The following is a 16,918-nucleotide window of genomic DNA, read 5'->3' on the forward strand; positions in this document are numbered from 1 at the left end:
CAGATTGAAACAACCTTAAAGCTTATTACAAGTATAATTTAACCATTTCCCGCCAATAACGTGGCCTGTGCGCTTCTTCATCCCAGATAAAAAAATCATGAGCCACTTTCAGATTTTTCAGAGCCGCACTAAGCTCCGTATTATTTTCCAAAAAAGAATCCTCCTGCCCTATCACTAGAATTATTTCGAGCTTTCTAAGTTTTCGCAAGATCCTTTTGTCAGACAACATAGAGATAAAACGTGTCGGCATATTATAATAAATGGTATCACTGAAATAGCCGTCGAAAAGATCTTTAAAAAACGGAAGAGAAACCGTTAGATCGTAACGAGCGCTCATACCGACGACTTTTGTAAACAGCGAAGGATGACGAAATGCAATATTTACGGCATGGTATCCACCAAGACTACAACCGGCCGAGATCAATTTCTTTTCCGGATTTATCTTTTTAATAAAAGGTATTACTTCTTTTAGAATATAATTTTCATAATCCAGATGCCTTAAAATCCTCTCTTCCGGGGATGCATCGGAGTAAAAACTTTCATTATCGATACTATCAACACAGAAAATATGAAGTTCGCCAGCTTCAATTTTTGGACGCAAGGCTTCAACAACTTTCCAGTTTTCAAAATCATAGAAACGTGCACCTCTTGTTGGAAAAAAAATAACAGGAACTCCTCTGCCCCCAAAAACCAGCATCTCCATTTCCTTGCCTAACATCGGGCTAAACCACTTGTGGTAAGCTCTTTCCATTATCTTCCCGAATTTAGTGTTGAGTATTCTATTTTAAACCAGCTGCTGCCTTATCTTTTCCTGCCAAACGTCGTATCCTTTAATACTCAGATGCAGACCATCTTCTTCGAAAAGTGAAGGATCCGGAAGTCCATTTTCATCCAGCATCAAAGGAAAAATATCAATGTAGTGCTGAAAGGTATCGGTTTCGGTTTCCTCTTTAACAAGCCGGTTGGTCTCGATGATCTGCCCAAGGATTTCCCATCGCTGGATGCTTGGTTTGATAGAAATAAAATAACAAGGAATATTACCAAACTTGTTTCGGATCTGCCCGATCAATTGCCGGTAAGAAAGAAAAGCTTCTTCCGGATGCCTTCCATCCCCAAGATCATTGTCGCCTGCATAAAGGATAATTCTTTTTGCGGAATTTAATGGGCCAATAATCCTGTCAAAAAACCACACGCAGGCGGCGAGTGTTGACCCTCCAAAACCGAGATTGACAGGTTTAAGATCTGCGAAATCCGTATATAAAGTCTCCCACAATGTTATCGATGAACTTCCGTAAAATATCGTTTCCGGCTGGTAGGTTACACGTAATAATTCATTTTCTACTCTTTGAACTTCCTCTTCGTACCAATACATAAATCCGGTAAACTTTTAATATTTGAATCAGTGCAAAAAGTATGGCCGCAACCGTAGCATAAACTTTTATTTTAAGGCAATACTTTCCACATTACCAAAGATATGGTATTGATATTAACTCCATATTAAGAGTATCTGATTAATTCAAGAACAATTTTAAATGTATCGTTAAATTAATGCGCCTAAGAAAATATTTACCCGCTGATTTTTATTTGCTAAACAGCTGGATGACCAGTGCCGAACTTCTGTTTCAGTTTGCGGGAACAGCCTGGACTTTCCCTCTTGATGAAAATCAAATCCATCAATATCAGGTTACATTTCCTGAGCGTCAGTTTTATATAGGCTGTGATGAATTAGACAATCCTTTTGCTTTTGGAGAAATTATTGTCGGGGATATCAATTCGCCACGTTTAGGGAGATTATTGGTAGGAGAATCCGTAAGTCGTGGAAAAGGCCTGGGACTTATATTTGTAAACATGCTGATCGAGGAATGTCGCACCAAAATTGATACCAGGATAATCTATTTATATGTTTTTCACGATAATTTTAGGGCTATACGCTGTTATCAGAAAGCCGGATTCAAATTTATTCCTGATAAATCGATCACGTTTACTCATAATGACAGAGACCAAATTGCGCTTTTAATGAAATATTCTTTTTTAGATTCGAAATAAAACCTTTAACTTTCCTCCCACCTGAAATCATTAAAATCTTGGCAAAAAAAACTTTTATCCTCTGCCTTTTTATTACCTTAAAATTTGTTCTTCAGTATCTCGTCATCTCTCCTGAATACGAACTTCACAGAGATGAATTCATACATATTGATCAGGGTAAACATCTGGCCTGGGGTTACCTTTCGGTCCCGCCGTTTACATCCTGGACAGCCTATTTGATTTTGCTATTTGGCAATTCTGTATTCTGGGTAAAATTCTTCCCGGCACTTTTCGGAATTTTAACATTAATCATTGTTTGGAAGGCAATTGAAGATCTTGGAGGCAATTTATTCGCACTTATTTTAGGTGCAACAGCTGTGACCTTTTCTGTGATTCTGAGAATGAATATGCTCTATCAGCCCAATTCCGCCGATATTCTCTTCTGGACATTGCTCTATTATTCGTTGCTAAAATATATCAATTCTGAGGATAATAAATGGCTGTATGTAATGGGCCTTGCGCTTGGTTTTGCATTTTTGAATAAGTATAACATCATGTTTCTGGTGCTCGGACTGCTTCCGGCTCTCGCTCTGAGTGATCAGAGGAAAATATTCAAAAACAAACATTTATATTTCTCGGCAGGTCTGGCTCTTTTAGTTGTTTCGCCTAATATAATATGGCAATATCAACATCATTACCCGGTAATTCATCACATGAAATTGCTGACAAAAACGCAGCTTGTCAATGTAAACCGGCTGGATTTTATAAAAGAGCAATTCCTGTTTTTTATAGGTTCGTTATTCATTATTCTTGCGGCATTCCTATCCTTTTTCAAGTATGAACCCTTTCGGAAATATCTAGTTTTCTTCTGGTCATTTGTTTTTACGCTTTCCATATTTATCTATCTGAGAGCCAAAGGTTACTACGCAATCGGCTTATATCCAATATTTCTCGCGTTTGGATCGGTCTATTTGGAAAGGATTTTGACGGCCAGACTTTTGTGGATTCGCTATGTTGCCTTGCTGATTATTTTGCTTTTATTCATACCGCTATTACAAATTGGGTTTCCTGTAAAAAGTCCGGCAGATATTGCCAACAATCCAGAAAAATTTAAAGCTCTGGGGCTTCTGCGCTGGGAGGATGGCAAAGATCATCAACTGCCACAGGATTACGCAGATATGCAGGGTTGGAAAGAGCTGGCGGAAAAAGTAGATGCCGATTATGAAAAAATAGAGGATAAAAGACATACACTTGTACTTTGTGATAATTACGGACAGGCAGGAGCGATTAATTTCTATTCGAAGTTTAAAAATATTCGAGCGGTTACGATGAACGCTGACTATATTGACTGGATTCCGCTGGATGAAGAAATAAAAAATGTTATTCTTGTCCAAAACGCAGATGACGATGATAAAGAAAGAAAAAAGGAGCAACCACTTTTCCGGAAAGTAGCGATGACTGGCAAAATTGAAAATCAATATGCAAGGGAACGCGGAACCATCATATACATTTTATTGGACGCCAAAGTTTCTATCAATAAAATTCTAAAAGGCGATATTCTAGAAAACCGTTGGGACTGACCTATTATTTAAACCAATCATGAAAAAACATTTTCTACTGTCCGTTTGCATTTTTGTTGCGGCCCCATTGATTTCAAATGCACAAAAAGCAAAGAATTTGCTTAACGGAAAAGATCTTAACGGATGGCATATTGATGTCCCGGAAATGGACAAAGACCCAAAAATAAAATCTCCTTTCATAATCAGAAATGGTCTTCTCGTAAGTATGGGGAAACCGGGTGGACATTTAATTACCAATGCCGATTACGAAAATTTTCGATTGACTTTTCAATATCGCTTTGCAGGAAAACCCGGCAATTGTGGTGCTTTGGTTTTTGTTTCTACTCCGAGAGCTTTGTATGACATGTTTCCTAAATCCATAGAAGTGCAGATGATGCATGAAAATGCGGGAGACTTTTGGTGCATTCAAGAAGATATTACCACACCTGATATGGAAAAAAGACGTGGTCCAAAAGCAAACTGGGGCGTCAACGGCGATAAATTACGAAGAATTCCAAACTTGACGGATGGAAGTGAAAAACCGCTTGGTGAATGGAACAGCATGACGATTGAATGTGTAAAAAATTCTATCAAAGTTTGGCTGAATGGCGATTTTGTTAATTACGGATATAATGCAACAGCACAGAAAGGCCACATTGCCTTGCAGTCGGAAGGTGCGGAAGTAGAGTTTAAAAAAGTGGAAGTCACTCCCATTAAACAGCTTACGAAATGATGATTATAAGAATAAACCAGGCTAATAAATGGCAAATCAGGAAATTATTCAAAAATTTCTGTTCTTTTGCGTGCTAAAACATTACTGAAAAATCATTGACATGCTACCTTTTCCTGTTTCAAACTCTACATTATCAACCGAACATCTTGCTGATTTTCTTCAAAAGGAATATAAGTTTGAATCAAAAACAAATTGTAAACTTTTAAAAACAGGAATCAGCCACACCTATCTGGTAACAACAGAATCTGAAAAATATATTTTTAGAATTTACAGTTTAAACTGGCGGACACAATCCGAAATTCTGGAAGAAATCCGACTGATCAATCATTTAAAGGCCAACGCCATACCTGTCTCCTATCCCATTGCAGATCCTGCGGGACATTATATTAAAGAACTAAATGCTCCCGAAGGAATTCGTTTTGGTGTTTTGTTTTCTCATGCCAGAGGCGCAAAAGCTTTGAATTATTCTGCTGACATGCATTATAAAGTTGGAGAAACAATTGGAAAAATTCATTCACTGACAGAAAATTTCAAACTTGAACGTGTTACTTACACGCCTGAAATTTTGCTTGAAAATTGTTTTGATTACTTTAAATTATTTCTAAATCCTGAACAGGAAGAAATGGTTTATATGTCCGACTTGAAAGAAATTCTGAGGAATGAACTACAAAATGCAGACCGTTACAAAATAAGATCCGGAGCGGTTCATACAGATATATGGTTTGACAATATGCATTTTTTCGGTGAAGACGAAGTCACAATTTTTGACTTCGATTTCTGTGGAAATGGGATGCTTTGCCAGGATTTGGGCTATTATATCATGCAGCTTTACAATCTGGAAAAAGACGAAAACCAGTTTAACCTGAAACTGGAAAGTTTTCTGAAAGGTTATGAAAGTGTCACAAGCCTTAGTGAGGAGGAGAAACGGATTATTCCATTTGTAAGCACATCAGTTTATTTCTTCTTCCTGGGCATACAATGCCAGCGTTTTGACAATTGGTCCAACGTTTTCCTGAATGAGATATATTTGTCTCGCTTTATAAATCTGGTCATTAAAAAGTGGTGTGATTATAATAAGATTTATGTAGAAGACAAAGTTTCAAAAATATCTTAGAACCAACCTGAGTAATACCGGATATGCATTTTCAAATGTCAAAAACAGTAAAAATATTTGTGCTTGTTTTAATCAGCACTGCGGCTGTAAAGGCTCAGATTCCGGAAAAAATAAAAAATATATTTCCGGTGGGAACGATCATGCATAACAATCTGGCTTATGCAAATGATACGCTGAAAAGGCATAAACTGGACATTTATCTTCCTGCCAATGCGAAAGGAAATATACCGCTTGTCATCTGGATTCATGGCGGTGCCTGGAAGCTGAATGATAAGTTTGCGGATATCGGGTATATGAAAAATACGGTTAAATCTTTTATTGATGAAGGCTACGCCTTTGCCAGTATCGACTACCGGTATAGCACAGACGCTATTTTTCCAGCTCAGATACAGGATTGTAACCAGGCAATTTCATGGCTTTACCAGAATGCCGGAAAGTATGGAATTGATAAAAATAAATTCGCTGTAATTGGCTTTTCCGCCGGTGGACATTTAGCATCGTTGCTTGCGCTTTCAAACAATAATAAAATCAAACAATTTACGCCTGACGGAAAAGGAGTTCCATTTAAAATTAAGGCTGTTATTGATTTTTATGGACCATCAAATTTCATGGCGCTCATTCCAAAAATTGAAATAAACGATCCAACTGACGCGGTAACTTCCTTGTTTGGTGCTACTATTTTAGAAAGGCCGGATATCGCAACTTTGGCAAGTCCCACCACTTACGTGGATGCCAATGATCCGCCATTTATCATTTTCCATGGAGAAAAAGATGAATCCGTTCCCTATACACAATCTGTTTTGCTACGTTCCTATTTATCGCGGGTAAAGGTGCCAAATGAATTAACGATTGTTTCCAATGCTCCGCATTATGGAGAAATGTTTGATGTAGAATCCAACAGAAAAAAGATTTCAGTTTTTCTTAAAACTTACTTAAAATAGAAGTGTTAGCTTAGTAATGAACAAGAATCGAATTATAAGAAATAGTGCCATTTTATTGATCCTGATCGCCAACATAGGATGCGATCAGATCTCAAAAAACATTGTACGGAAAAAAGTGGGTTACTATGAAAGTATCAGTCTGATCAGTAGTTATTTTACACTTACAAAAGTAGAAAACGACGGGGCTTTTCTAAGCCTGGGAAGTGCCTTACCTGAAACGATCAAATTTATTCTACTTTCCGGGATTCCTTTATTAGCCCTTGCATTTGGCGTGGCCTATATGTTTTTGAGAAAAAACATATCCTTCATGAGTATGCTTGCGCTTAGTTTTGCCATTGGCGGTGGCATTGGAAATATCTACGACCGGGTAGTTCACGGATCCGTGACCGATTTCCTTCACATTGATTTGGGCTTCGTCCAAACCGGTATTTTCAATATGGCAGACGTTTCTCTGGTGGTGGGTATGTTTTTATTTTTTGTTCAGTCCTTTTTTAACGGACGGCGGATTTTCTAGAAAATTAGATCTCCGTCAGTATTTCATTTTATACTTTGTCAAATCGGGAAGGTATTTTTTCTTTCTTTTTAATTCAGTCTGATAGATAACCTGTCCCAGATTTTTCATAAAAGGATAACAAACTTCCTTGTATTCGTATTTCCCATCATTGTAGATTTCATCATCATTCGACTGCACGATTGCGGTTAGTAAAAATTCTACCTTATTTTTAAAATCGACGAAATAGGAATTATCAATAATGAAGCCATAAGAATCGCCATACTTGTTGAAAATACGGATCTCAGGATCGGGCTTTATTGTGGAATCTGCGCCATAAAATAAAAATTTGGCACCGGTTGCCCAGTTTTCCTTCGGATCATATTTAGGATAATTACTTTCAGGCGGATACTTGCTCATATAAGTATATACGAGATTATAATCGTCTGGTGTTAGTTGAAATTGCTCCTTAATGGGAAAAACCTCCGGAAAAATTAATTTCTTCATCACCTCTTGCTGATCGGTCATACTGAAAACATTACGATTGGTCATGTTAAAAGGCTTATTTACCAAGCGATCAGAACTATCCAGATAGGCTTTTCCCATAACAAGATTACTCAGCTCAATTGGATAATTTGCAGGATCAAATTTGCCCGGTTGGCTGTAAACCATTTTGCCATTGGAATAAAAAGAAACCGGATTTGTATGGCGGGAAGTCAGTTCCGTATCTTTTACAGCGTAACGATTTAAGATCCGGCTTGTCGTCAAACCATAATCTTTTAGTCTTTGATTTATTTCTGCCCTTCCAACAAATTCATAGAGTCGATTATAAGCGTCATTGTCACTCACCAATAGAATTTTCTTAATATACTGTTGGATCGAAGGCAAGCCATTTTCTGCCGTTGAGTCCTTTTCAACGGTTGTTTGTTTGTCAAAATCAGCACCCGTAATCATTGTACTCGTCTTACTAAAATCCTGTATTTTTAGTTTGTTTATCTTTTCCAAGGCAAAAATTAGGGTTGGAAGTTTAACCGTGCTCGCGGGAAAAAAATAACGATGGTCATCCAGATTGTAACTATAAGTTCTAAAATGCGGAGCATTGTTTTTGTCCCGGTCAATTTGAGTATATAAAATCTGAACCTGATTTTTTTGGGGATGGTTTAAAATATGTGAAAATTTGTCCGGGTGACTTTCAAGAAGCTTTACCAGATAAACCGTATCAATTTTTTGTGAATATGTATTAATTCCTACGCATGAAATCAACAGTAAGGAGAGTATTATTCTTTTCATTTATTGTTGAATTAGTATCTGTGATAATAGAAATTATTCGTTTGTTTTTAGAAAAATATTAAGGTGCGCTGCACCTTAGCTAATTTAGATTATTCGTCCCGTTTCCCTACAAATTTTATGGTGCGCTACACCTTATATAATTAAAATTATTGATCACGTTTACCCTACAAATATTGCGGTGCGCTGCACCTTAGACAATTTAGATTTTGGATCCTATTTCCCTACAAATATTACGGTGCGCTGCACCTTCGCCAATTTAAATTATTGATCCTGCTTCCCTACAAATATTATGGTGCGCTGCACTTTGGCCAATTTAATTATTTATCCTGTTTCCCTACAAATATTGCGGTGCGCTGCACCTTGGATAATTTTGAATATAAATCGCGTTTGTTCTACAAATATTGCGGTGCGCCGCACCTCGGATAATTTTGAATATAAATCGCGTTTGTTCTACAAATATTGCGGTGCGCTGCACTTTGGCCAATTTAATTATTTATCCTGTTTCCCTACAAATATTATGGTGCGCTGCACCTTGGGTAATTTAAATTATTCATCCTGTTTCCCTAAAATTTTACGGTGCGCTGCACCTTCACCAATTTGAATTATTGATCCTGTTTCCCTACAAATATTGCGGTGCGCCGCACCTTCGCCAATTTAAATTATTGATCCTGTTTCCCTAGAAATATTACGGTGCGCTGCACCTTGGTCAATTTAATTATTTATCCTGTTTCCCTACAAATATTACGGTGTGCTGCACCTCGGATAATTTTGAATATAAATCGCGTTTGTTCTACAAATATTGCGGTGCGCAGCACCTTCGATAATTTAAATTATTGATCCTGTTTCCCTAAAAATATTGCGGTGGGCTGCACCTTCGCCAATTTAAATTATTGATCCTGATTCCCTAAAAATATTGCGGTGCGCTGCACCTCGGATAATTTTGAATATAAATCGCGTTTGTTCTACAAATATTGCGGTGCGCCGCACCTTCGCTAATTTAAATTATTGATCCTGTTTCCCTACAAATATTACGGTGCGCTGCACCTTGGGTAATTTAAATTATTGATCCCGTTTCACTACAAATGTTGCGGTGCGCTGCACCTTCGCCAATTTGAATTATTGATCCTGTTTCCCTACAAATATTGCGGTGCGCTGCACCTTAGTCAATTTAAATTATTGATCCTGTTTCCCTACAAATATTGCGGTGCGCTGCACCTTCGCCAATTTAAATTATTGATCCCGTTTCCCTACAAATATTATGGTGCGCTGCACCTTGTCTCCTATAATTCATTCATCATTTTCTCCAAAAAAGGTGCGGAGCACTGAATTATTTGTAGAAACAAGGTACCGAAGCCAGTTTCCATAGTTGCAGCGCACCGAAATAATTTTGCTACAAATCATTCCGCTATCATTATTCCTCATCTAAACCCTCCACATAAGATCCCTCTTCGGTTTTGGTAGAACTTTCCACCGCCTCATTGATAAATTTCAACTCGTCCATCGTCAAATTCCTCCATTTCCCTTCCGGTAAATTTTCTAATGTTACATTCATAATTCGTACCCGTTTCAACTTCGTTACGCTGTAACCCAAATATTCACACATTCGGCGAATTTGCCGGTTTAAACCTTGCGTCAGAATAATGGTGAAAACGTAATTACTGTCTTTCCTTACAAAACATTTTTTGGTAATTGTATCCAGAATCGGAATTCCATTACCCATTTTTTGAACAAAATCTGGTTTTATCGGTTTGTCAACCGTGACGACATATTCCTTTTCATGATTATTTCCTGCACGAAGAATTTTATTCACAATATCACCGTCACTGGTAAGAAAAATTAAACCTTCGGATGGCTTATCCAGCCGACCAATGGGAAAAATCCTTTCCTTATGGTTGATGAAATCAATGATATTACCTTTGATCTGACGCTCTGTCGTACAGGTTATTCCAACGGGTTTATTAAAAGCTATATAAACGCCGGCCTTTTTAGCTTTCAATGGTTTTCTATCCACCAAAACTTCATCTTCATCCGTCGCCTTATCACCTAAAACTGCTGGCCTACCGTTTAATGTAACCCTACCCTGTTCTACCAGCCTGTCGGCCTCACGACGGGAACAAAAACCCGTTTCGCTTATAAACTTATTTATACGTATCAAACTACTACTAATTGATGTTCACACCCTGATTTCACTATACTGATTTAAATATTGCAAAAAAAATCCGGATTGAAATCAAAGAAATAGCCTCTCTCCCCCTTTCTATACCAATACAAAGAATTTATAATCTATATCCATGCGAAACATCATTAATCCTGAATCCCAGAAACTCCGGTTTTATTATTTTTTTCTATTCCTGTGCCTGGCCTTTACACCGGCTTTTCCCCAACCTATCGAGCGCGCGACAAAAATAATCGTCGCACCCGATCGTGAAGACTGGACTTACAAAACAGGTGATAAAGTAAAATTTACAATTACGGTTTTAAAAAATGGAAATCCAGTAAAAAATGCTTCTATCCGGTATGAAATCGGACTTGAAAAAATGGAGCCGACTATCAAAGATACTAAAACAGCTGCCAACGGAACCATTACTGTTGACGCCGGAACTTTAAAAACACCTGGATTTTTAAGATGTGTTGCCTGGACAGCCAATGGCGAAGGCGAATACCGTGGACTCGCAACGGCTGGTTTTGAACCGGAAAAAATTCAACCGACCGTAACCAATCCAGCTGATTTTGATACTTTTTGGGAAACCGCAAAAAAGGAGCTGGCAACAATTCCGATGGATGCCAAAATGACTTTACTTCCGGAACGCTGCACGGAAAAGGTAAATGTTTATCACGTTAATTTACAGAATTTTAAGGTTGGCACTCGTCTTTACGGAATTTTGAGTGTTCCAAAAAAGGAAGGAAAATATCCGGCTTTATTGAAAGTACCAGGTGCGGGTGTTCGTGCTTATTATGGAGATCCGGTTATGGCAGAAAAGGATATCATCACATTTGAAATCGGGATTCATGGCATTTCGGTAATTATGGATCCGAGTGTTTATACCGATCTGGGCCTGGGTGCTTTAAATGGATATCCAAATTATAATCTGGATGATAAAGACCGTTTTTATTATAAACGCGTTTACATGGGCTGCGTTCGTGCCAATGATTTCCTGACAAGTTTACCACAATATGACGGAACAAATCTGGCCGTAACGGGTGGAAGTCAGGGGGGCGCATTGTCGATTATTACTGCTGGTTTAGATTCTCGTGTAAAATGGCTGGGCGCATTTTATCCTGCTTTGAGCGATGTAACAGGATATCTTAGCGGAAGAGCTGGCGGATGGCCTCATTATTTTGACAAAACAAGTGTTAAAGTAAATAATACCAAAGAAAAACTGGCGACAGTCGGCTACTATGACGTGGTTAATTTTGCAAGACGTGTGAAGGTTCCGGGTTATTATATGTGGGGCTATAACGATGAAACCTGTCCACCAACTTCTATGTATTCTGCTTACAATGTCACAACCGCACCAAAAGAATTGAAGCTATATCTGGAAACCGGTCACTGGACTTATCCAGAAGAGCGCGACGTAATGAACAACTGGCTAATCACAAAACTTAAAGGAAAATAGCCAATAAGACGCCATTCAATCATTCTCTCATTCAAAAATTCAATCATTAAATAGATGGATCGCAGGAAATTCATTGAACAATCGGTACTTGCGGGAGCAGCATTTTCCTCGCTTCCACTTTTGACATCGTTAAAAAGAACAACACAATTTAAAACTGCCCTGATTGGTTCGGGTTGGTGGGGCACCAATATTCTCCGCTGTGCCATACAAGCCGGAGAATCCAAAGTAGTTGCGCTTTGTGATGTGGATGAAAACCAGTTGAAAATTACGAATTCAGAAGTCACAAAACTGACTCCCGACAAGCCTAAGCTTTATAAAGATTACCGCGAAATGCTTTTGAAAGAGAAACCGGAAATCGTGATAGTCGCTACGCCTGACCATTGGCATGCGTTATGCTGTATTGCCGCAGTAGAATCCGGGGCGCATGTTTATGTTGAAAAACCCATTTGCCATACCATTCAAGAAGGCAGGGCGATGGTAAATGCGACAAGAAAACACGGCCGGATTGTTCAGGTTGGAACGCATAGACGCGTTTCTCCTCATAATATTTCCGGAATGGAATTTCTTAAATCCGGTAAAGCAGGGAAAATTGGTATGGCAAGAGCTTTTGTCCATTATGGCGGAGGACCCGGACAAAAAACACCGGATGAAGAAGTTCCAAAAGGACTGGATTGGGACATGTATTGTGGGCCTGCTCAAATGGTGCCATACAACAAAACGATCCATCCGAAAGGATTCCGTAACTATCTCAATTTCGCCAACGGAACATTGGGCGACTGGGGAATTCACTGGCTGGATCAGGTCATGTGGTGGTCGGAACAGAAATATCCAAAAAAGGTATATTCAACGGGTGGCCGGGCCATTCGACAGGACAATACCGATGCTCCGGATCATCAGGTCGCCGTATATGATTTTGATGGTTTCACACTGGAATGGGAACACCGGAATTTTGGAGCGAACAACGCAGAGAAAACGCATTCGCAGCAAGCCGTAGGTGTTTACTTTTATGGAACCGAAGGAACATTTCACATGGGCTGGCTGGATGGCTGGACATTTTATCCATCCAATCCTAACAAACCGATCATTCACCAGGATGCTCAACTGAACAAACCGGATGATCAGAATATTCAGCAATTGTGGGCTAATTTCCTAAGCTCTATTAAAACAAATACACCACCAATTTGTGAAATAGAAGTAGGTCAGCGATCGACAAATCTAGCCTTATTAGGCATGCTATCTTATAAATTAGGAAGAAGTATTATTTGGGATGGAGAAAAAGAAATAATTCCGGGAGACGCCGAGGCAAATAAATTATTGCGGAGAGATTACCGCGGGGAATGGAAATATCCAGAAGTCTGAAAAAGTCAGTATAACACAAAAAACCGGGTTGAATTTAAATATTCAACCCGGTTTTTGATTTCTTATTCTGGCTAACAGCAATTAGTCAATTTTAATAACTTCTGCCGGAATATTATATTGAGTAATTATTTCACGTGTAAAACGGACGTGACCACGCGGTGCCATTAGATACAACTTAGCACCTTTCATTCCTGCCAGTTCGCTCAAAAGTTTCCATTTGGAAACACTTCCGCGAAGCTGATCTGTTTTCATGGACACCTCTAGATAATGTCTGTTGAACATATTCACACCTGTAACATCCGGCGTGAATTTCTCATTATCAGCAGCTCTTTCATACGATTTAGGTGTTTCAAAGCCTTCCATATTGGCTTGAATTTCCTTAAATCCATGAGCTTGAGCCCATTTTACAACAATGGGAATAAATGATTCCTTTTCCATAAATAACAATGAATGATTTCTTCCCCCGACCGACGGGGAAACTCAACGTAAAATATTAAAAACTAAAACTGAGCAGAGTGAAAGCGTTGTAACCTATAAAAGTCGCCAAACAAGCCACATTTCTTACCAATTAGGAAAACTACTATTTTTTCGCCAAACTACAAAATTAATTTATCAATCCGGATGCTAATCATCCAGCTCATCCAGGAACGACCGATAGGCTCTTAGAAGCTCCTGGTGCGTTTTTGAATTGTTCTTAAGTAGCGCCAGATCAATTCCTTTCTGATATATTAATTCTGCTTTTTCTACTTTTTCAAGTTCTGCAAAGAACGCCCCCGCCGGATAATAGGTCGCTAAATAATCGGGATGCTCTGTCAAAAGTATATCAAAATATTTCTCTGCCTGTCCCGAATCAGACTTTAAATATTCCAAAGCTAATGCATATATGTTGAACGGATCGTTGGGATCTTCCTCGTAAAAAGTAATCAGATTTTGAAGCAATGAGTTTTCCATTTTAATATTGTTATGCTTGCATACTATTTAAGATTTTCTGTATATTCGCCATTATAAATTTACTTTTAAAAAATTATAAATAACGACGGTAAACGGCTTTTCAAATTATCCAGGTTACGTTTGGCGATAATTATATCAACAGCTTTTTAACCAGTCACTTCCATTTTAATCATGAAAATACTCGTATGTATTACCAATGTGCCGGATACGACGGCCAAAATAACTTTCACCGATAATAACACCAAACTTAACAAAGCCGGTGTACAATTTATAATCGGGCCTTACGATGATTACGCACTGGCCCGCGCAGTAGAACTGAAAGAAAAGCTGGGTGGTTCAGTGACCGTGCTTCATGTTGGTGGTGCGGATGCGGATCCACAGATCAGAAAAGCACTTGCTATTGGCGCTGACGACGCGATTCGTATCAATGCCGAACCACTTGATTCTTATTTCACAGCAAGCCAGATTGCGCATGTGGCCGGACAAAATAATTACGATCTTATATTAATGGGCCGGGAATCCATTGATTTTAATAGCGGTGTAGTCCACGGACTTGTTGGAGAAATGCTGGGTATCCCTTCTTATTCTCCGGTTATGAAACTTGAAATTGAAGGAACGACCGCAACTTTGGCAAGAGAAATTGATGGAGGAAAAGAAACACTTTCAGCAACTTTGCCATTGGTATTAGGTTGTCAGGAACCCATTTCTGAATGGAAAATCCCAAACATGCGTGGAATTATGACAGCCCGTACTAAACCTTTGGTAGTCGTTGAACCTATTAATATGGAAGAATTTACAGTTCCGGAAAACTATTCACTTCCAGCTCCCAAAGGTGCTTGTAAAATGATTCCGGCAGATCAGGCCGAAACGCTTATAAAACTCTTAAAAACAGAGGCGAAAGTTATTTAATCTTATTTGTTAAAGCACAATTTGGCTTTTCAAATGTTAAAATTGATCAAAAAATGTCAGTACTCATATTTGTAGAATTAGACAACGGCTCTGTGAAAAAAACATCACTGGAAGCTGTTGCATACGGCGCAGAAGTCGCGAAAATGACAGGAACTACCGCCACTGTTTTGGCACTTGGAAAAGCCGATTCAGCTTCACTTGAACAAGTAGGTGGTTTTGGCGCATCCAAAGTTCTTCATGTTTCGGATGAAAAATTAACGCATGAAAATAGTCTTGCTTATGCAGATGTGCTTGCACAGGCTGTAAAACAGGAAAACAGCAAAATTATTATCCTAGCAAAATCCGGTCTTGGCGATGCCGTTGCGGCGAGAGCATCTGCTAAACTGAAAGCAGGAATTATTTCCGGTGTTACAGATTTGCCTGTTATCAATAGAAATTTTACCGTTAAAAGAAGTATTTTCACAGGAAAAGCATTTTCAAATGTTGAAATAAAATCAGACATTAAAATTCTGGTCGTGAAGAAAAATGCTATCGAAGCGACTGAATCATCAGAAAAAGCAACTGTTGAAACTTTCTCTCCGATTCTGCGTGATCAGGATTTTCAGGCGAGTGTTGGCACGATTGAAAAAGCAAGTTCTGAATTATCACTAGCCGAAGCAGATATTATTGTTTCCGGTGGTCGCGGCATGAAAAGTCCGGAAAACTGGCAGCCTCTTCTGGATCTGGCAAAAGCGCTGGGTGCAGCGACAGGTTGCTCCAAACCCGTTTCGGATCTTGATTGGCGGCCGCATCATGAACATATTGGACAAACCGGAATTAAGGTTGCGCCTAATCTATACATCGCCTGTGGAATTTCAGGAGCGATCCAGCATCTTGCCGGGGTTAACGGATCAAAATATATCGTTGTGATTAATAAAGACCCGGAAGCTCCCTTTTTCAAAGCGGCAGATTATGGTATTGTTGGTGACGTTTTTGACATTTTACCAAAGCTTACAAAGGCCGTTGAGGACTTGAAATAACCAATTGTTTTCAGAGATAACCCGGCTTGCATTTTTTTATGCAGGTCGGGTTATTTATTTTTGCAAACGAATACGTTTCCATAACTTGAAAAATGTAAAATTAACTGTATTTTTATTTTCTTAGATCGTTGGCTGACAAGTCGGTATCTATCTAAATATGATTAAAAATGCATTTGAACAGAGCGGAAGCTATTCACCAAGAATCTTAGTACCCATTGCGCAAAATCATCCGAACTGTTTAGAAAACCGTTGCGTTAGCCCATTAAAGTCCAAACGTGAAAAAAATTAAGTTAGAAATATTGGGGCTTTCCCCAAGCCAGTCTCAGGCAGGTTCCTTCGCTCTTGTATTGGGCGAAGAATTAGGAAACCGCCGTCTTCCTATTATCATTGGCGTGTTCGAAGCGCAGGCCATCGCGGTCCAGATTGAGAACATTGTTCCAAACCGGCCAATGACCCACGATCTTTTCAAATCCTTTGCCGAAGGAATGAATTACACCTTGAAAGAAATCGTAATTTCCGATTTGAAAGAAGGTATTTTTTATGCTAAAATTGTTTGTAAAGACAGTTTACGTGAAGTAGAAATTGATGCACGTCCATCTGATGCTATCGCCATCGGGTTGCGTTTTGATATTCCTATATATACTTACGAAGCGATATTATCCGAAGCAGGCATTATTTCAAGCTCTTTAACCGAAGATGAAGAAGATGGTGACGAGGAAGCTGTGAAGGAAACTTTGCAATCGCGTGGAAGTCTGATGGATCAGTTAAGAGATCTTTCTTTTGACGAACTTCAGCGTATGCTCGATGACGCACTTTCGAAAGAAGATTACGAAAAAGCTGCGAAAATCCGCGACGAAATGAGCAAGAGAAATTAATCTGTTTCTTACGAAATAGTTAAAAATAGTTAAGAC

The 16,918-nt window shown here is 38.8% G+C and carries 17 protein-coding genes; 11 read left to right on the plus strand and 6 right to left on the minus strand.

What is annotated here, in order from left to right; all coding sequences use genetic code 11:
* Positions 1–25: 25 nt before the first annotated feature.
* Positions 26–751: an esterase family protein gene (locus tag FZF08_RS05160; protein ID WP_159467572.1), complete on the minus strand. Its 726-nt coding sequence runs from the start codon at positions 749–751 to the stop codon at positions 26–28.
* 33 nt (positions 752–784) lie between these two features.
* A complete protein-coding gene (locus tag FZF08_RS05165) occupies positions 785–1,372 on the minus strand; it encodes a GDSL-type esterase/lipase family protein (protein WP_159467573.1) in 588 nt (195 codons plus the stop codon).
* Positions 1,373–1,548: 176 nt separating this feature from the next.
* On the opposite strand from FZF08_RS05165, the gene FZF08_RS05170 reads away from it, so the two are divergent.
* The 6 genes from FZF08_RS05170 to lspA all read left to right on the plus strand — a co-directional run bounded on the left by FZF08_RS05170 (position 1,549) and on the right by lspA (position 6,886).
* A complete protein-coding gene (locus tag FZF08_RS05170; protein WP_159467574.1) occupies positions 1,549–2,046 on the plus strand; it encodes a GNAT family N-acetyltransferase in 498 nt (165 codons plus the stop codon).
* A 38-nt stretch (positions 2,047–2,084) separates the two neighbouring features.
* Positions 2,085–3,605 (plus strand): glycosyltransferase family 39 protein, encoded by a 1,521-nt coding sequence (locus tag FZF08_RS05175; RefSeq protein WP_159467575.1) that lies wholly within the window; start codon positions 2,085–2,087, stop codon positions 3,603–3,605.
* 19 nt (positions 3,606–3,624) lie between these two features.
* Entirely contained in the window at positions 3,625–4,317 is a 693-nt protein-coding gene (locus tag FZF08_RS05180; protein ID WP_159467576.1) for a DUF1080 domain-containing protein, read from the plus strand.
* A 100-nt stretch (positions 4,318–4,417) separates the two neighbouring features.
* The gene (locus tag FZF08_RS05185; protein WP_159467577.1) at positions 4,418–5,431 is read left to right on the plus strand and encodes a phosphotransferase enzyme family protein; all 1,014 of its coding nucleotides are present in this window, start codon (positions 4,418–4,420) and stop codon (positions 5,429–5,431) included.
* Positions 5,432–5,466: 35 nt separating this feature from the next.
* Positions 5,467–6,372, plus strand: coding sequence for an alpha/beta hydrolase (locus tag FZF08_RS05190; RefSeq protein ID WP_159467578.1), 906 nt, complete (start codon positions 5,467–5,469; stop codon positions 6,370–6,372).
* Positions 6,373–6,388: 16 nt separating this feature from the next.
* Positions 6,389–6,886, plus strand: a complete 498-nt coding sequence (lspA, locus tag FZF08_RS05195; protein ID WP_159467579.1) for a signal peptidase II — start codon at positions 6,389–6,391, stop codon at positions 6,884–6,886.
* Positions 6,887–6,901: 15 nt separating this feature from the next.
* On the opposite strand, the gene FZF08_RS05200 is transcribed toward lspA, so the two are convergent.
* The gene (locus FZF08_RS05200; protein WP_159467580.1) at positions 6,902–8,152 is read right to left on the minus strand and encodes a serine hydrolase; all 1,251 of its coding nucleotides are present in this window, start codon (positions 8,150–8,152) and stop codon (positions 6,902–6,904) included.
* A gap of 1,411 nt (positions 8,153–9,563) precedes the next feature.
* On the minus strand, positions 9,564–10,307 hold the full coding sequence (rluF, locus tag FZF08_RS05205) for a 23S rRNA pseudouridine(2604) synthase RluF (protein WP_159467581.1): 744 nt from the start codon (positions 10,305–10,307) through the stop codon (positions 9,564–9,566).
* A 136-nt stretch (positions 10,308–10,443) separates the two neighbouring features.
* Here rluF and FZF08_RS05210 point away from each other — a divergent pair, with 136 nt between their 5' ends.
* Positions 10,444–11,769, plus strand: a complete 1,326-nt coding sequence (locus tag FZF08_RS05210; RefSeq protein WP_159467582.1) for an acetylxylan esterase — start codon at positions 10,444–10,446, stop codon at positions 11,767–11,769.
* A gap of 54 nt (positions 11,770–11,823) precedes the next feature.
* Positions 11,824–13,128, plus strand: a complete 1,305-nt coding sequence (locus tag FZF08_RS05215; protein WP_159467583.1) for a Gfo/Idh/MocA family protein — start codon at positions 11,824–11,826, stop codon at positions 13,126–13,128.
* Between the two features lie 81 nt (positions 13,129–13,209).
* Here FZF08_RS05215 and FZF08_RS05220 read toward each other — a convergent pair whose 3' ends face one another.
* Positions 13,210–13,566, minus strand: a complete 357-nt coding sequence (locus FZF08_RS05220) for a hypothetical protein (RefSeq protein WP_090335811.1) — start codon at positions 13,564–13,566, stop codon at positions 13,210–13,212.
* A gap of 186 nt (positions 13,567–13,752) precedes the next feature.
* Positions 13,753–14,079 (minus strand): tetratricopeptide repeat protein, encoded by a 327-nt coding sequence (locus FZF08_RS05225; protein ID WP_159467584.1) that lies wholly within the window; start codon positions 14,077–14,079, stop codon positions 13,753–13,755.
* 171 nt (positions 14,080–14,250) lie between these two features.
* Here FZF08_RS05225 and FZF08_RS05230 point away from each other — a divergent pair, with 171 nt between their 5' ends.
* From FZF08_RS05230 to FZF08_RS05240, 3 genes are all read left to right on the plus strand, one after another.
* Entirely contained in the window at positions 14,251–14,988 is a 738-nt protein-coding gene (locus FZF08_RS05230; protein WP_159467585.1) for an electron transfer flavoprotein subunit beta/FixA family protein, read from the plus strand.
* Positions 14,989–15,041: 53 nt separating this feature from the next.
* Positions 15,042–16,007, plus strand: a complete 966-nt coding sequence (locus tag FZF08_RS05235; RefSeq protein WP_159467586.1) for an electron transfer flavoprotein subunit alpha/FixB family protein — start codon at positions 15,042–15,044, stop codon at positions 16,005–16,007.
* 275 nt (positions 16,008–16,282) lie between these two features.
* Positions 16,283–16,882: a bifunctional nuclease family protein gene (locus tag FZF08_RS05240; RefSeq protein WP_137341897.1), complete on the plus strand. Its 600-nt coding sequence runs from the start codon at positions 16,283–16,285 to the stop codon at positions 16,880–16,882.
* Positions 16,883–16,918 lie beyond the last annotated feature (36 nt).

The sequence above is a fragment of the Dyadobacter sp. 3J3 genome (assembly GCF_009801115.1).
GTDB lineage: Bacteria > Bacteroidota > Bacteroidia > Cytophagales > Spirosomataceae > Dyadobacter.

What these genes read in the sequence shown, in the direction of transcription:
- FZF08_RS05225 (WP_159467584.1), bottom strand. Translation starts at nt 14,079, where the DNA reads ATGGAAAACTCATTGCTTCAAAATCTGATTACTTTTTACGAGGAAGAT.
- FZF08_RS05160 (WP_159467572.1), bottom strand. Translation starts at nt 751, where the DNA reads ATGGAAAGAGCTTACCACAAGTGGTTTAGCCCGATGTTAGGCAAGGAA.
- FZF08_RS05215 (WP_159467583.1), top strand. Translation starts at nt 11,824, where the DNA reads ATGGATCGCAGGAAATTCATTGAACAATCGGTACTTGCGGGAGCAGCA.
- FZF08_RS05235 (WP_159467586.1), top strand. Translation starts at nt 15,042, where the DNA reads ATGTCAGTACTCATATTTGTAGAATTAGACAACGGCTCTGTGAAAAAA.
- FZF08_RS05185 (WP_159467577.1), top strand. Translation starts at nt 4,418, where the DNA reads ATGCTACCTTTTCCTGTTTCAAACTCTACATTATCAACCGAACATCTT.
- FZF08_RS05210 (WP_159467582.1), top strand. Translation starts at nt 10,444, where the DNA reads ATGCGAAACATCATTAATCCTGAATCCCAGAAACTCCGGTTTTATTAT.
- FZF08_RS05230 (WP_159467585.1), top strand. Translation starts at nt 14,251, where the DNA reads ATGAAAATACTCGTATGTATTACCAATGTGCCGGATACGACGGCCAAA.
- FZF08_RS05170 (WP_159467574.1), top strand. Translation starts at nt 1,549, where the DNA reads ATGCGCCTAAGAAAATATTTACCCGCTGATTTTTATTTGCTAAACAGC.
- lspA (WP_159467579.1), top strand. Translation starts at nt 6,389, where the DNA reads ATGAACAAGAATCGAATTATAAGAAATAGTGCCATTTTATTGATCCTG.
- FZF08_RS05220 (WP_090335811.1), bottom strand. Translation starts at nt 13,566, where the DNA reads ATGGAAAAGGAATCATTTATTCCCATTGTTGTAAAATGGGCTCAAGCT.
- FZF08_RS05190 (WP_159467578.1), top strand. Translation starts at nt 5,467, where the DNA reads ATGTCAAAAACAGTAAAAATATTTGTGCTTGTTTTAATCAGCACTGCG.
- FZF08_RS05165 (WP_159467573.1), bottom strand. Translation starts at nt 1,372, where the DNA reads ATGTATTGGTACGAAGAGGAAGTTCAAAGAGTAGAAAATGAATTATTA.
- FZF08_RS05180 (WP_159467576.1), top strand. Translation starts at nt 3,625, where the DNA reads ATGAAAAAACATTTTCTACTGTCCGTTTGCATTTTTGTTGCGGCCCCA.
- FZF08_RS05200 (WP_159467580.1), bottom strand. Translation starts at nt 8,152, where the DNA reads ATGAAAAGAATAATACTCTCCTTACTGTTGATTTCATGCGTAGGAATT.